At 42.4% G+C, this 14273-nt stretch carries 12 protein-coding genes; 6 read left to right on the top strand and 6 right to left on the bottom strand.

Annotation, left to right across the window (positions count from 1 at the left end):
* Positions 1–560: 560 nt before the first annotated feature.
* Positions 561–1997: an NCS2 family permease gene (locus FN961_RS24135; RefSeq protein ID WP_144042700.1), complete on the bottom strand. Its 1437-nt coding sequence runs from the start codon at positions 1995–1997 to the stop codon at positions 561–563.
* 690 nt (positions 1998–2687) lie between these two features.
* Between FN961_RS24135 and FN961_RS24130 the strand changes: the two genes are divergently transcribed.
* Positions 2688–4298 carry a SulP family inorganic anion transporter gene (locus tag FN961_RS24130; protein WP_144042699.1) on the top strand — a complete coding sequence of 537 codons (1611 nt, stop codon included), beginning with the start codon at positions 2688–2690 and terminating at the stop codon, positions 4296–4298.
* Between the two features lie 146 nt (positions 4299–4444).
* Here FN961_RS24130 and FN961_RS24125 read toward each other — a convergent pair whose 3' ends face one another.
* Positions 4445–4900 (bottom strand): GlcG/HbpS family heme-binding protein, encoded by a 456-nt coding sequence (locus FN961_RS24125; protein ID WP_144042698.1) that lies wholly within the window; start codon positions 4898–4900, stop codon positions 4445–4447.
* A 69-nt stretch (positions 4901–4969) separates the two neighbouring features.
* Positions 4970–5776: an IclR family transcriptional regulator gene (locus tag FN961_RS24120; RefSeq protein WP_144042697.1), complete on the bottom strand. Its 807-nt coding sequence runs from the start codon at positions 5774–5776 to the stop codon at positions 4970–4972.
* Between the two features lie 353 nt (positions 5777–6129).
* On the opposite strand from FN961_RS24120, the gene bhcB reads away from it, so the two are divergent.
* From bhcB to FN961_RS24100, 4 genes are all read left to right on the top strand, one after another.
* Positions 6130–7107: a beta-hydroxyaspartate dehydratase BhcB gene (gene bhcB, locus FN961_RS24115; protein WP_221936146.1), complete on the top strand. Its 978-nt coding sequence runs from the start codon at positions 6130–6132 to the stop codon at positions 7105–7107.
* Positions 7108–7150: 43 nt separating this feature from the next.
* Positions 7151–8308: a 3-hydroxy-D-aspartate aldolase BhcC gene (gene bhcC / locus FN961_RS24110; RefSeq protein WP_144042696.1), complete on the top strand. Its 1158-nt coding sequence runs from the start codon at positions 7151–7153 to the stop codon at positions 8306–8308.
* 231 nt (positions 8309–8539) lie between these two features.
* Positions 8540–9586, top strand: coding sequence for an iminosuccinate reductase BhcD (gene bhcD / locus FN961_RS24105; RefSeq protein WP_144042695.1), 1047 nt, complete (start codon positions 8540–8542; stop codon positions 9584–9586).
* Between the two features lie 68 nt (positions 9587–9654).
* On the top strand, positions 9655–10104 hold the full coding sequence (locus FN961_RS24100; RefSeq protein ID WP_144042694.1) for a YtoQ family protein: 450 nt from the start codon (positions 9655–9657) through the stop codon (positions 10102–10104).
* Positions 10105–10355: 251 nt separating this feature from the next.
* On the opposite strand, the gene FN961_RS24095 is transcribed toward FN961_RS24100, so the two are convergent.
* On the bottom strand, positions 10356–11381 hold the full coding sequence (locus tag FN961_RS24095) for an alpha/beta hydrolase family protein (RefSeq protein ID WP_244950677.1): 1026 nt from the start codon (positions 11379–11381) through the stop codon (positions 10356–10358).
* Between the two features lie 109 nt (positions 11382–11490).
* Positions 11491–12396 (bottom strand): helix-turn-helix domain-containing protein, encoded by a 906-nt coding sequence (locus FN961_RS24090; RefSeq protein WP_144042693.1) that lies wholly within the window; start codon positions 12394–12396, stop codon positions 11491–11493.
* Between the two features lie 223 nt (positions 12397–12619).
* Here FN961_RS24090 and FN961_RS24085 point away from each other — a divergent pair, with 223 nt between their 5' ends.
* Positions 12620–13591: an IS110 family RNA-guided transposase gene (locus tag FN961_RS24085; protein WP_144042692.1), complete on the top strand. Its 972-nt coding sequence runs from the start codon at positions 12620–12622 to the stop codon at positions 13589–13591.
* Positions 13592–13607: 16 nt separating this feature from the next.
* Here the strand turns inward: FN961_RS24085 and FN961_RS24080 are convergent, their stop codons facing one another.
* The gene (locus FN961_RS24080; RefSeq protein WP_185972875.1) at positions 13608–14057 is read right to left on the bottom strand and encodes a GNAT family N-acetyltransferase; all 450 of its coding nucleotides are present in this window, start codon (positions 14055–14057) and stop codon (positions 13608–13610) included.
* Positions 14058–14273 lie beyond the last annotated feature (216 nt).

Below are 14273 nucleotides of genomic sequence, written 5' to 3'. Positions count from 1 at the left end.
AATATAACTTTAATTATAAATAAAGCATTACTGAATAAGTTGTAAAACATATTAAACTACTGATTAGAACCGCCCCATAAAACAGTAACTACAAATATTTAATCATATCCCAACTCTATTTACATAAATAATAAGCCTAGTTCACTTAAATATGGTTATGGCAGGAACTATACTCGTCTCTGTTTAACTTAATAATCCTCTAATAGCATTGCTCAACTCATCACATTAAAGGCTGTATATCGTTAATGGAGGCAATTAAAGCACTAAGGGCTATGACATCGCAAGTACTGCTATTGCATGGCAACTTCCTGTCGCTTTGATAGAGGTCTACCATAAAGATTGGAATGGAAGATGAGATAATGGTGACAGTGAAGTTTCGCTGGTCACTTCCTGCTAAAGAAGCCTTGTACCATAGTAGGCCACATACGTTATACAGCCAATAAAAAGCCTTTCTGAAGAAAGGCTTAATAGGTTTTGTCATTATAGAGCTGTCGCTCGTTCTCACGATAGGGTTAACTTACTATAGAAAACCCTGATTGATGACATTTAGCTTTTGAAGATTAGTTTATAAAAATAAACTTCGCGACAAATAGTGCTGTGAGCGCCCAAATCCCCTTAGATATCTCACTAGACTTGCCTGTACCCACTTTCAATACCGTGTAGGTGATAAAACCAAAAGCGATTCCGTTAGCGATAGAGAAGGTAAACGCCATCATTATTGTGGTGCAAACCGCTGGAGCGTACTCAGTAAGATCATCCCAATCTAAGCCTCTCAATGAGCTCATCATCAACATGGCTACGTAGATAAGAGCACCATCCACTGCAAATCCAGGCAGCATCTGTGCTAGCGGTAAGAAGAACATGCCTACCGCAAACAACAAACCGATAGTCACGGCGGTAAGACCCGTACGTCCACCAACAGCCACACCGGCCGCAGATTCAACATAAGAGGTCACCGGAGGACAACCAAAACCAGTACCGATGACAGATGCAAGAGAGTCAGCTTTTAGCGACTTGCTTAATCCTTCAATTTTACCGTTTTCATCTTGCAGGTTTGCACGTTCAGCCACGCCCATTAAGGTGCCGGCCGTATCAAAAATATTTACAAATAGGAAAGTCACAATCACAGGAATGAGTGCAATTTGAAATGCACCCGCGATATCGGCTTTCCACAATATGGGCTCTATTGCAGAAAACTCAGGTACAGCCAATATGCCTTTATAACTCATAAAGCCAGAAGCTGGAGCAAAAGATTTAGCAGCTTCAGAAACCACAAAGAAATCAGTGGGTAACACCCAAGTCATGACAAATGCGATAAAAGTGGTCGCTGCAATACCGATGATTATTGCCCCGAACACCTTACGATAGCTAAGCACCGCAATAAGTAGAAAACTGAGGAAACCAAGCGCAGGTGCTTCAGGGCCGAATTCACCAAAACCGAAGTGAGTCAGATCCGCAAGGGCTAGTGCATTATCTGGGTTCGGAATGACGATACCGGTGAAACGCAAACCGATAAAACCAAGAAACAGACCCACACCAGCGGTCATTGCCAGCCGTAAACTCATGGGAATGCTGTCTAACATCCACTCTCTTAGGCGGGTAACACTCATTAAAACAAACAACACGCCAGAGAGAAAAACTGCGCCCAACGCAATTTCCCAACTATAGCCCATTCCACCAACGACAGAAAAAGTAAAAAAAGCGTTGAGTCCCATTCCGGGTGCAAGCCCGACGGGCCAGTTGGCATAGAGCCCCATCAAAATTGTAGCGATGGCAGCACCAAGACAGGTCGCTAAGAATAATCCTTCAAAGGGCATACCTGTTTTAGACATAATAATAGGGTTTAAAAACATGATGTATGACATTGTCACAAAAGTCGTAAGACCCGCCATTATCTCAGTTTTTACAGTGGTACTATGTGCAGAAAGTTTAAAAAGTCGCTCTAAAATCCCACCCGGTTTTTCATCTTTTTCGTGTGTTTGATTAACCTGTTCCATAACTACAGTACTCTTATTGATTGAAAAATAGGTCATTTTTATATTTATTAAATTAGACCTGTTATGTGCTGACCCAGTGAACAAAAAGGTAATACCAGCTGCGGCTATTGATTAGAAAGAGGCTGTGTTAAACCCAATTTCTGTGTAGCTCATTCAATAGAGCACAATTAACCGCCAATGTTAACCACAATAAATTCATTTTAATTTCACAATGTGGAAACAACTGGTTTTATCTGGCACTCAGTCGAAAGAGGGAGATTTTTAAGCTGGGATCTAACCACGTTCAATCCAACATTGTTTAGCAAAACAATCTTAACTTCAGTTCATATATTCTGCCGTTTATAACTAACTTAGCTCGGCTAACCATTGGGTAAATACCAAGTTCGTGATGGCATTGAAATCCATTAAAGGTGCTAGAAAATTAGATATTGAGGCGAGTTATGCTGACTAGATTAGTATTCGTTTCACGGTAGGTTGTCTTGTGGGTGTTAAAAGAAGTGATAGATAAACGGCTCATTTAATACGACTGATATCGCATTAAATTTCACATCGTAAAACCGATTGAAATTTAAATCATAGTGAGACGTAAGCCTCCCTGCTATCCTTGTTCCGTATCAATTTATCAACATATCGTGATAATGTTTGAGTTGTGATCAACTCCACTCACCAAACCATATTAATTAGGTCGTTATGCTTTCTTTATCCCACTTTAATCGTCGAACCATCAAGGGTGATATATTTGGTGCACTCACCTCTACCATTGTGGCGCTGCCTTTTGCGCTAGCCTTTGGTGTCACTTCTGGAGCCGGCGCTAGCGCAGGAATATACTGTGCGATCATCACTGGATTATTTGCCTCACTGTTTGGTGGAACCAATCAACAGATATCAGGGCCTAATACCGGTTTGACCGTCGCGATGGCCGCCATATTGACCAGCTTCGTTGCACAATCTCCAGAACATGGAATCGCTGCAGCTTTCACAGTGGTGAGCCTCGCGGGCATATTCCAAATACTATTTGGCTTTTTTAAACTCGGTAAGTATTTCACCTTAGTATCGTATCCAGTGATATCCGGTTTCACATCAGGCATTGGGATCTTGATTATTCTTTCACAACTTGAGCCTCTGTTTGGCGCAACATTAACCCAGCTACCAATATCATTCAGCATTTTTGACAGCACCAATACATTGGTGGGACTGGCATGTATCTTAATCCTCTTTATATGGCCGCAAAAATACCGCCATATCGTGCCAGCCAGTATCATTGCAGTCATTGGCGCAACCCTATTTTATGTTTTCAGTGGTGTACAAATCCCAGTGGTTGGTGCCATCTCTGGTGATCTGCCTTCACTTAACTTACCGATATGGGATAATGCCTTAGCCGGAGAAATGGTTAAATCAGCCTTGCTTATTGCGACCTTAAGCACACTCGATTCATTAATGACCTCCTTAACGGTTGATACAATAAGTAATGATTTTCATGATTCCGATCAGGAACTTGTGGGGCAAGGGATTGGTAACTTTGTGGCTGGGTTATTTGGCGCACTGCCTGGTGGCGGTGCAACAATGCGAACTATTACGAACTTAAGAGCGGGTGGCACCACCCCCTTATCAGGCATTTTACATGCACTGTTCATTTTAGCGATAGTGTTATGGGCTGGCGAATATACCGCCTATATTCCCGTTGCTGTATTAGCGGCAATATTGACGCATGTTGGCATCAGCATTATTGATTGGAATTTTCTTAAACGGATCCACAAAATTCCCCGTTTCAGTGTTGTCTTGATGATTTCTGTCATGTTGATGTCTGTAGCGTTTGACTTAGTCACAGCCGTGCTCATAGGGGTCTTTATTGATAACTTGGTGACGATAAGACGATTATCTGAAATTCAACTCGATAATATCAAACTGTTTACGGCTAAAGATGCTGTGTACTTGCCAGACGAAGAGAAGCGATTATTTGAATCGTTAGATGAGAGTGTGCTTTTACTCCACATCACTGGCCCAATTGGTTTTGGTGTTGCCAGAGGCCTGAAGCAATGCGTCTCGACAGCGGATCAGGATAAAACATTATTGATCGATCTATCCGATGCCCGATTTGTCGGCATCACCAGTACTATCGCCATTGAAGAGATCATTGTCGGCTATCAAAATGAAGGGAAACAGATAATCTTATCCAATGTCGGTGACCGAGTCAGAAAGGACTTTAATAAAATCAAACTACTGGATAAAATTTCAACAGATCATGTTTTTACCACCAGAATCGCCGCGCTGAATTATTTGAAACAGCAATCTGCATCGTAAGCGTTAATACCCAGTGTTAAAAACGGCTCTCAAGAGAGGGCCTTAACATCTACTCATTGCAAGTATCCCTTCTTGCAATAGCCCCGCTAACGCTATGCTGAACTGAATAACTCAAATATTCAGTGTTTTGAATGGAAATAGGTGAGCTATAAGACATGCTCACTCAGCGCTGGTGATGATAGTCGATTGAACATATCAACGCCTGCCTGCGCGCATTCTACATCTTGCTTTGGAGAGCCAGAACTGACGCCTATTCCACCAATCACGGTTCCATCATGGCTAATGGGTAAACCACCACCAATAATACACATACGACCACCTAACGCGGTATGAATGCCGAATAAACCGTTTTTATCGCCAGGAATACACACTTGGTTGAACGTATGTGTGGCCTTTCGCGCCGATGCAGCGGTAAACGCTTTATCTTGAGAGAGGGTTACACTGTGAATTTTACCTCCGTCCATACGTTCAAAGGCTATTAAACTGCCCGATTCATCAACAACAGAGATACACATAGGCACGCCCATTTTAGCGGCTTTTTGTACCGCCCCTTCAATGATCAATTTGGCTTCGGTTAGGTTTAATCGGTTTATGGTTAACATATCTTCCTCTTTATTATTTTAACTCTTCTTCTCTAGCATTATCTCTCATCGATACAAACTACCTAGAGACTAATCAGACTGGTTATTGTCGACATAGCCAAGCTCAGCTGAAAGTGATTTGCCTGCAGCCATCAAGCCGTTAAGCCATTCATCTCTTCGTCTATTAATAGGCGCTGAGACAGATAAACCTGCGACCACTTCGCCATATCGGTCATAAAGCAGTACACCAATACACCCAACGCCAATCTCAGCTTCTTCATTATCAAAAGCAAAACCTTGTTCGGCGCATCCCATGCATTCCTTCACGAGTTCATCTAATGAAGAAAACGTGTTACGCGTATATGTCGGTAGATTGGTGCGCTGAGCATAGCCTTTAATGCCCTCCTCTCCCTCCATGCCTAGCATCATCTTCCCCACGCCAGTGACATGCAAAGGAGCACGACTGCCGATCATCTGTTGCACATGCATCATCCGGTTGGGGAGCGCTTTCTCGACATAAATAACCACATCCCCTTCCCGTGTTGTTAGGTTGATGGTTTCACCAAATTTATCACGCAGTTTTTCCATATACGGTATCGCAACCTTACGGAAATCGACGCTGTTATTTGGATAATTACTGAGTCTAAGTAACCTGCCACTTAACAAGTACTTTCCCTTACTATCTCGTTCAACAAAACGGTTATCGATTAACGAATGCAAGATACGAAAAGCGGTAGATGGAGCCAGATTAGTATCAGCACTCAGCGCTTTTAACGTAACAGGCATAGAGTAACGAGAAATCGCGTCTAGCAAAGTCGCCGCTCTGTCGATCACTTGAATTCGAGGCTGAACCTTTATCTCATTAACTTTGGTTTCATTCACTTTGGTTTTATTCATTGTTATTTGAACTCCGATAACGGTGCATATTCGAATATATAGCTAAAAGTACAACAAAACCAAACCCTAAATGATGCAAATTGATTTCGTATTGTGGAAACTGTAGGCCGCAAGAAGCTAATATTCAATCCACCTCCTTATATTTCAATACACTAAAGCCCTACCAAGTATTACAACTCCATCATAATTTCATAATGTGGAATCCAAAGCCTTTGCGTGATTCCTGAAGTTTCCATAAGGTTAATTTCAACAGTCAGTGATTAAAACATGAATATGAATGAATAATAACGCATCAGTTGCCGTCGTTTCATTCATCAATACACCAGTAATAGGATGAATATCGAGATGACAATATGAACAATAAAAATCCATCAGCAATGTACATCCCTACTTATGATGATGTGCTGATCGCCCACAAGCGCATTAAACCCTACATTCATGAAACACCCGTGCTCACCTCAAGCTTCTTAAATAACTTAACGGGCGCTGAGTTATTTTTTAAATGTGAAAACTTACAAAAAGCTGCCGCATTTAAAGTTCGTGGTGCCTGTAATGCTGTATTTGGATTGACCGATGAGCAAGCAAAACTTGGGGTAGCCACGCATTCATCGGGAAACCATGCATTGTCACTGTCATACGCAGCAGGTCAACGTGGTATTGATGTCACTGTCGTCATGCCAAGCACAGCGCCCCAAGCGAAGAAGGATGCCGTGATTGGTTACGGTGGCGTTATTGTTGAATGTGAGCCCTCAACCAGTTCACGTGAAGCGGTATTTAGCGAAGTCGTGGCAAAATCTGGTGCTGACTTTGTTCACCCCTATAACGACCCACGCGTGATTGCTGGCCAAGCCACTTGTTCTAAGGAACTGATGGATCAGGTTTGTGGGCTGGATATTGTCATCGCTCCCATCGGCGGTGGAGGCATGATCTCAGGTACTTGCTTAACCCTATCGACGATAGCCCCACATATACAGATCTATGCAGCGGAACCTGTTAACGCCGATGATGCTGCTCGCTCATTTAAAGTGGGTTATATCATCGCTGATGATGCGCCAAACACCGTGGCGGATGGCCTAAAAGTCCCTTTGAAGGAGCTAACTTGGCATTTCGTCAGAAACCATGTTACCGATATTTTAACGGCGACTGAAGATGAAATTATCAACGCGATGAAACTGGTTTGGTTACGCATGAAACTCGTTATCGAACCTAGCAGCGCGGTCTCACTGGCAACAATCATAAAGAACCCTGAAATATTTAAAGGTAAACGAGTTGGCATAATTATTACCGGAGGCAATGTTGATTTAGACAAGCTTCCTTGGATGAGCCAGTAAATTTGATCCCAGTTGGTATCACGATAAACAGATGGAGAGAACAATGACAACAATTACAACGACAAATGACTTGGCTGTGGGTTACGACGTTCCAGCCCTGCCGGGGATGGATGAAGCCGACATTCAAACCCCCTGTTTGGTGGTCGACCTTGATGCATTAGAGCGAAATATTCATACCATGGGACAGTTTGCAAAAGAGATGGGCGTTCGCCATCGAGTCCATGGAAAAATGCATAAATCTGTCGATATTGCTCTTCTACAGGAGAGCTTAGGCGGCAGCTGTGGCGTGTGTTGTCAAAAAGTATCGGAGGCAGAAGTGTTCGCCCGTGGTGGGATTAAAGATGTATTTGTCTCAAATCAGGTTCGCGATCCAGCAAAAATCGATCGTTTGGCCCGCATGCCGAAACTTGGCGCACGTACCCTATGTTGCGTTGACGATATTGATAATGTGGCAGAACTCGCTGCAGCCGTTAAAAAACACAATACTGAAATTGAATGTCTAGTCGAGATTGACTGTGGCGCCGGCCGTTGTGGCGTTAAAGAGGGTCAACCCGTTGTAGATATTGCTATTGCAATCGCTGCAACACCAGGCCTCAAATTTGCCGGTATTCAGGCTTATCAAGGCGCGATGCAGCACATGGAAAACTTCCTAGAGCGTAAAGAGAAAATTGATATTGCAGCCGCCATGGTCGCTCGCACTATCGAGATGTTGAAAAAGGAAGGGCTTGAATGTGACATCGTAGGGGGAGGTGGTACTGGGTCTTATTATTTCGAGGGTAACTCAGGTGTCTTTAATGAACTACAGTGTGGCTCTTATGCCTTTATGGACGCTGATTATCAACGTATTCATGATAAAGATGGTCAAAAGATCTCTGAATTTGAAAACGCCCTGTTCATTTTAACCTCGGTAATGAGTCATACCAAAGCTGACAAAGCAATCTGTGATGCAGGCCTAAAAGCACAATCTGTCGACAGTGGTTTACCCTATATTTTTGGCCGTGATGATGTCCAGTATATCAAATGTTCTGATGAACACGGGGTTATCTCAGATCCCACTGGCGCGCTAAAAATAAATGAGAAATTAAAACTTGTACCAGGACACTGTGATCCAACCTGTAATGTGCATGATTATTACGTCGGTGTTCGCAACGGAAAAGTGGAGACGCTCTGGCCTGTTTCTGCTCGTGGTAAAGCTTACTAATTCGTGACAACAAACAATGGCAAATAAAGATAACTCAAAGAGATAAATACACTTGAGTCAATAAGTTTCACGTTTCTCCCATTGAGCAAGCGCAAAAGGATTTTCTATCGTTTTTTATAGGCATAGTGACTTAGTTCCCAACTACAGTTTGCCCCTGCCTATCAGGAGCATAATTGAACTATGACAGCCTTTTAAACTCGCCAATGGGAGCTTTTTATTTAGGAATAGTCGATGAACCATTCAACACCAAGTTCACATTTAATCCCTGTTACAGATTCAATAGCGAGTACTGGATTAGGCAAAGAAAAAGGCGTAATCGTTGTATCTGAAGCGGTATGTCAGCAAATTATGGGACGTGCAGATGCCTTTGTCGCTGTACAGAACGTATTCTCAGCCATGGCTCGACATACCGCGTATAACTTCCCCGTCATACGTGAAGCCATTGGTCATGCTGATGCCCTTTATGGTTTTAAATCAGGCTTTGATCGCGACGGGATGGTGTTAGGATTAAAATCAGGTGGTTACTGGCCGGGAAATAGTGAAAAGCAATTAACCAATCATCAATCAACCATTATTTTATTTGATCCCGATACCGGAAAATTAGCCTCACTGATTGGGGGCAACTACCTGACAGCGATACGTACAGCGGCATCATCTGCAGTATCAATTAACCATCTAGCCCGTAAAGCATCTAAAACATTAGGCATCATAGGTGCAGGTCATCAATCGGGTTATCAACTTCAAGCAGCGTTAGATCAACGCTCGTTTGAAAAAGTGGTCGCATGGAATAACGATGCCTCAAAACTGACGAAACTGGCCAAGATATGCGAAGAGCGATCACTGCCATTTGAATCAGTTAATCGTGAAACACTCTGTGCGCAATCTGACGTTATCATTACTATTACCTCGGCATTTGAAGCATTAATCAAGCAAGAGTGGATTAAACCAGGAACGCATATTGCCTGCATGGGGACCGACACGAAAGGAAAGCAAGAGGTTGATGCCAGACTATTCTCCAACGCAACTGTATTTACCGATGAGTTAGCACAATCGATAACCATTGGTGAGGCGCAGCACGCCGTCTCAGCAGAATTGATTCAATCAAATGACATCATCCCTATTGGCGACGTGATCAATAGCACCCACCCAGGACGAACCTCAGATAAGGAAATCACGCTTTTTGATGGCACGGGTGTCGGCCTACAAGACTTAGCCGTCGCCTCAGCTGCAGTTGAGTTAGCAGAAGTCCAAGGACAAGCAAACTATTTCAATCTGTAGTTATATGAATTAACGTGCAACTTCGCTTTATTTACTATTGCCATTGATGATTAAACCTTGGAGTCAAAATGCAGTTAAATGTTTACCTTTCAGGAGAGATCCATACCGATTGGAGAGATCAAATAATTCAAGCTTGTCAGATGTTAGATTTGAATATCGTATTCTCGTCTGCTGTCACCAATCATGACGAGAGCGACAGCGCTGGAGACTTACTCAAGCAAGCCAATACCGATGAAGGTCAAGGTTACTGGCGCGATCACCGCTCTGCGAAAATCAACGCCATGAGAACAAAAACACTAATAGAAGCTTGTGACATTGCCGTTATTCGCTTTGGTGATAAATACAAACAATGGAATGCCGCGTTTGATGCTGGCTACTGCGCAGCACTGAACAAACCCTACATCACCCTGCACAGTGAGGATATCATTCATCCACTTAAAGAAGTTGATGGCGCGGCTCACGCATGGGCAACCGATGTCAGGCAAGTCGTCGAAACGCTGAGGTATTTATTGAAATAAATGATGGTCATCGCTTCGTGTGGCGAAGCGAGACAGCTTTGGCTATGTAAAAAGACGTGGTGATTCTCGATTGAAAGCTAAAGGCTGTGGTTGGTCGGAAGTGCCTTCTTTAAAGAAAAGGTATTTCCCATCAGGGGTCACTGTAGCACCATTTTCTGAGAAGCCAGTATTCATCTCATCGCCCATCTTGATCGCCTCACCCCAGTTTGTCTAAAACTGATAAAAAGATCAGCGTTTCGAACTTTATGGTTTTAGCTAAAACCATTCCTATAAAAAAAGCCAAATACATGTTCGAGTATTTGATTCTGTATTGCTTTACGATCTACACCTTCTCGATCCTTACATAAAAATACGCCTTTAACTTTTCGGTCAGAATCGCATTCATCTATATACACAAAATGACCCGCACCTCGTTCAAGGCCTATTAAACTCGCACCTTGAATATGAGTCGCATAATATTTGGAATGTTCAGTGTACGGCAGGAAATCATTTTCTATGGAACCCAAAACTAAGGCTGGAACCTTTATGCTTTCTAGGCTTTGTTCGCTAACCGCATGGCCTAAGGCTGGATCTAAAGCGATAACAGCTGCAACTCGCTCGTCTCGCATTTGCCCTTGTAGCAAACCAATTTTCTTTAACATGTCCTCACTCATTGCCTTACGTTTACTTTGCTGGCCATAGCTACAGCCCTTATCATTCTTTGCCTTTTCTGACGCACAATAGATTTCCGACTTACCCACTTCTAAACTAGCTCCTGCCAATGCTAAAGAGGTAAATCCGCCTGATGAATGACCCAGCATTATTACCTTGTCCGTTTTAAGCGAGGTATTAAATAACCCCTCATCAGATAAACTATCGATCGTAAAGCTTACATCTTGTGGGCGTTGCCAGAAGCGCATAACCGAACTGGGGTCGATATTCTCTGCTCCATAAACCCAAGACTCACCAAAATGAGCTACCCCAGCAACAACCCAACCTTGCGAGGCTAATGCATAACCCAGCCAGTTCATTTCACGGGGAGAGCCAAAGGCTCCATGAGAGATAATAGCAACGCGGTGACGGCTTTGTTTCGGTGATAAGCAAATCTTCGCTTTACAAGGTTCTGCCCCTCCTTGATACCAAAACTTGACTTTAGTTGGACGATTATCTTGCTGATTAAAAAGGTCAACTTCTGTTGTCTTCAGTTGAATAGCATCGCTAGACAAGGCTTGAGCACTGACAAAAAGAGTAAGTAACGTAAGACTAGTACAGCAAAGTTTAGTTATTTTTAGGCTCATAGTTCTCTCTATTTATTGAACATTCGATGCCGAAAATATACATGCACTATTAAAATTGAGCTGTGCAGAAAGTGCGTTTCGTATGAAAGACGTCACTTCAGGCAGAATGTTAACCTTTCTCTTCTGCGGCAAAATTTTCTATTGCGAAGCCTTCCACTGCAAAATATAACTCTGTTTTAAGTGCTTCAGGCTCAGTTTCCATCGGGTTATTCAGATATTGCTGCACTATTTGTTGGTCTTTGAGCTTGATGCGGTTAGGCAAAACCCATTGTGCATAAACCTGAGAAATAGTTTGCCACATGCAATTGTGTGGACCTGTGTGTGTAAAACAGGCCCAACGGCCAGCCTGCCATTTAAAAGCGTCCAGCTTTTCATGGTGAGCGGACAGACCTTCAACAAAGCCAGCAAAAAAACGGCTTTCAGTTTGCTCTCCCGCCCACGGGTTATCAACAGAAACGCCAATTGGCTGTAACTCACCATAACTTAACGGCTCGGCCATAGCGGCTAAACGGCCGTATAATTCTCCAGCCACCGCGGAAAAAGATTGCTCATTAAAACCTTTGCCATAGAAACCGTACACTATTTGCTCAGGTAACGTTTTCCAAACAGGTTCCAATTTGGGATCCGTTAGTCGTTTTTTTGGTTTTAGGCTGCCAGCACGAGCATTGATCGGCAAATTACCTTGAACCACGTCGCTTGGCGTAACAGAGAAGTTCTTTTTAAACGCTCTAGAAAAAGATGAAGGAGAATCATAGCCGACGCTAAGAGCGACATCGATAATATTGTGGTTTCCCAATTTAATTAAGTACAGTGCCTTTTCCAGTTTATGCCGCTGGATAAACTCACCCAACTGGTAACCCGTCGCAGCAAAAAATATGCGATTAAAATGATACTTGGAAAAGCCGGTATAATTTGCCAGATCGTCCAAACTGACAGTCCGGTCGCTATGGTCATAAACATACTGCCCGACCAGACTAATGATTTTTACGTTATTGTTGTTTATGGTATCTACCACGGGGCCTATCCTTATTGTATGGATAATAACTAGTGAAATTGGGTAAAGTGAGTCCCAAGCTTTTGCTGCAACTTAAGCCTTCTATGTGATAGCTCGATATCCTAATGGCTCCTCTGTTGAGAGACCGATAACGAACATGAGCATCATATAGAACTCCAAGCAATAACCTCGAATAGTCGACTGGGTCATGAACCCGTATTTCGCAATAAAGAGAACGCTTATTATGCATACCAATACAAAAGAAAACATTAATGTCGGAGTTGATACAGGTAAATCACATCTTGATATTTATATCCGCCCTCTCGATATCTTTTTCACTGTTTCTAATAATGAAGATGGCATTAAAAAAGCGATCAACAAGATCAAAATATACAAACCTGAACGTATAGTAATAGAAGCTACAGGTCGACTTGAGATACCCTTCATTATAGCTTGTTCAGAAGTGAAGCTTCCCTTCGTAATAGCTAACCCTATGCATGTACGTCGGTTCGCAGGTGCTATCGGCCAACGAGCTAAAAGTGATCGATTAGACGCTGAACTTATCGCTCATTATGCAGATGCTATCAAACCAAAGCTGACTGAGCTTAAGCCAGAAAAAATTAGACTAATGAGTGATTTAGTTACACGAAGAAATCAACTTCTGACTCTGCAAACTATGGAAAAAAACCGAATTCAAATCCTGCCGAAAACACTAGCTTCCACAATTAAGCCTATACTCACTGCGATAAAAAACCAAATAGGTAAAATAGAGCTGAAAATTGAAAGGTTGATTGAGGAATGTGAAGAGTACCAAAGTAAAAATATTATATTACAGAGCATGCCTGGGATCGGGAAAATAGCAGCTGCATCTCTTATCAGTAATGTGCCAGAGTTAGGCTATATCACGAATAAACAAGCCGCTTCGCTAATAGGTGTTGCACCAATGATCAAAGAAAGTGGTGCTTATAAAGGCAAACGTGTCGTCCAAGGCGGTCGAGCACAAGTGCGTACGGTACTCTATATGGCAATGATGTCGGCGATGCAGTGCAACCCAGTATTTAAAGCAACTTATCAGCGATTAATTGGGCAAGGAAAACCCAAAAAAGTCGCCATCATTGCATGCGTCAGAAAGATGGTCGTCATCTTAAATTCGATGTTGAGGGATGACGTCATGTGGGATGAGAATACTGGTAAAAATAAGTTATTGACGCCATAGTCGTTCGTTAAGCCTTTTATAAACTTAAAAAATAGTTATAGACGCCAACACCTTTCTCATAACCAAGTGATTCATATAGAGCCTGAGCATTTAGGTTATCTTCGCCTGTCTCAAGAGCGATACCTTTTGAGTTTGTTTCAATCGCAAATGATTTAGCTGTATCCATCAACTTTTTACCGACACCTAAACGTCTAGCAGAAGATGATACATAGAGGTCATTTAACACCCAACTAGACTTAGCAGAAACTGAAGAAAACATTGGGTACAATTGAGTAAAACCCAAAGGATTACCATTTGCATCATGCGAATAAAAAATTACAGAGTCTTTGTTTTTTAAACGGTCGGTAATAAAACTCATAGCCAATTTTAAGTCGCTATCTTGTTTGTAAAAAACACGATAAGAATTAAATAACTCACTAACCTCATTTAGATTTTCTAATGTTGCTCGTTTTACACTAATGCTCATTTATTACTCCTAAGGTCTGATGGCTAACGCCTTGTAAATAGGCTAGAAAAGTTGGTTACCATTAGAGATAAAAGAGCAGCATCCAGCTTTAAGCCCTTGTTGAACGAAGCCGCTATGCGGCAAAAAAGATAAAAACACATATCTATGCTCTCATCCTAAATACTTTCTAGAGGCGCCTAATTGAGGTTGCCATCCTAGGAGTATTGTCATGAACAC

This window comes from Shewanella hanedai (assembly GCF_007197645.1).
GTDB lineage: Bacteria > Pseudomonadota > Gammaproteobacteria > Enterobacterales > Shewanellaceae > Shewanella > Shewanella hanedai.
This window is presented reverse-complemented; position numbering and strand designations above follow the sequence as displayed.

Coding starts and splice junctions, on each gene's coding strand:
- FN961_RS24135 (WP_144042700.1), bottom strand. CDS start 1,997: ATGGAACAGGTTAATCAAACACACGAAAAAGATGAAAAACCGGGTGGG.
- FN961_RS24130 (WP_144042699.1), top strand. CDS start 2,688: ATGCTTTCTTTATCCCACTTTAATCGTCGAACCATCAAGGGTGATATA.
- FN961_RS24125 (WP_144042698.1), bottom strand. CDS start 4,900: ATGTTAACCATAAACCGATTAAACCTAACCGAAGCCAAATTGATCATT.
- FN961_RS24120 (WP_144042697.1), bottom strand. CDS start 5,776: ATGAATAAAACCAAAGTGAATGAAACCAAAGTTAATGAGATAAAGGTT.
- bhcB (WP_221936146.1), top strand. CDS start 6,130: ATGAACAATAAAAATCCATCAGCAATGTACATCCCTACTTATGATGAT.
- bhcC (WP_144042696.1), top strand. CDS start 7,151: ATGACAACAATTACAACGACAAATGACTTGGCTGTGGGTTACGACGTT.
- bhcD (WP_144042695.1), top strand. CDS start 8,540: ATGAACCATTCAACACCAAGTTCACATTTAATCCCTGTTACAGATTCA.
- FN961_RS24100 (WP_144042694.1), top strand. CDS start 9,655: ATGCAGTTAAATGTTTACCTTTCAGGAGAGATCCATACCGATTGGAGA.
- FN961_RS24095 (WP_244950677.1), bottom strand. CDS start 11,381: ATGAGCCTAAAAATAACTAAACTTTGCTGTACTAGTCTTACGTTACTT.
- FN961_RS24085 (WP_144042692.1), top strand. CDS start 12,620: ATGCATACCAATACAAAAGAAAACATTAATGTCGGAGTTGATACAGGT.
- FN961_RS24080 (WP_185972875.1), bottom strand. CDS start 14,057: ATGAGCATTAGTGTAAAACGAGCAACATTAGAAAATCTAAATGAGGTT.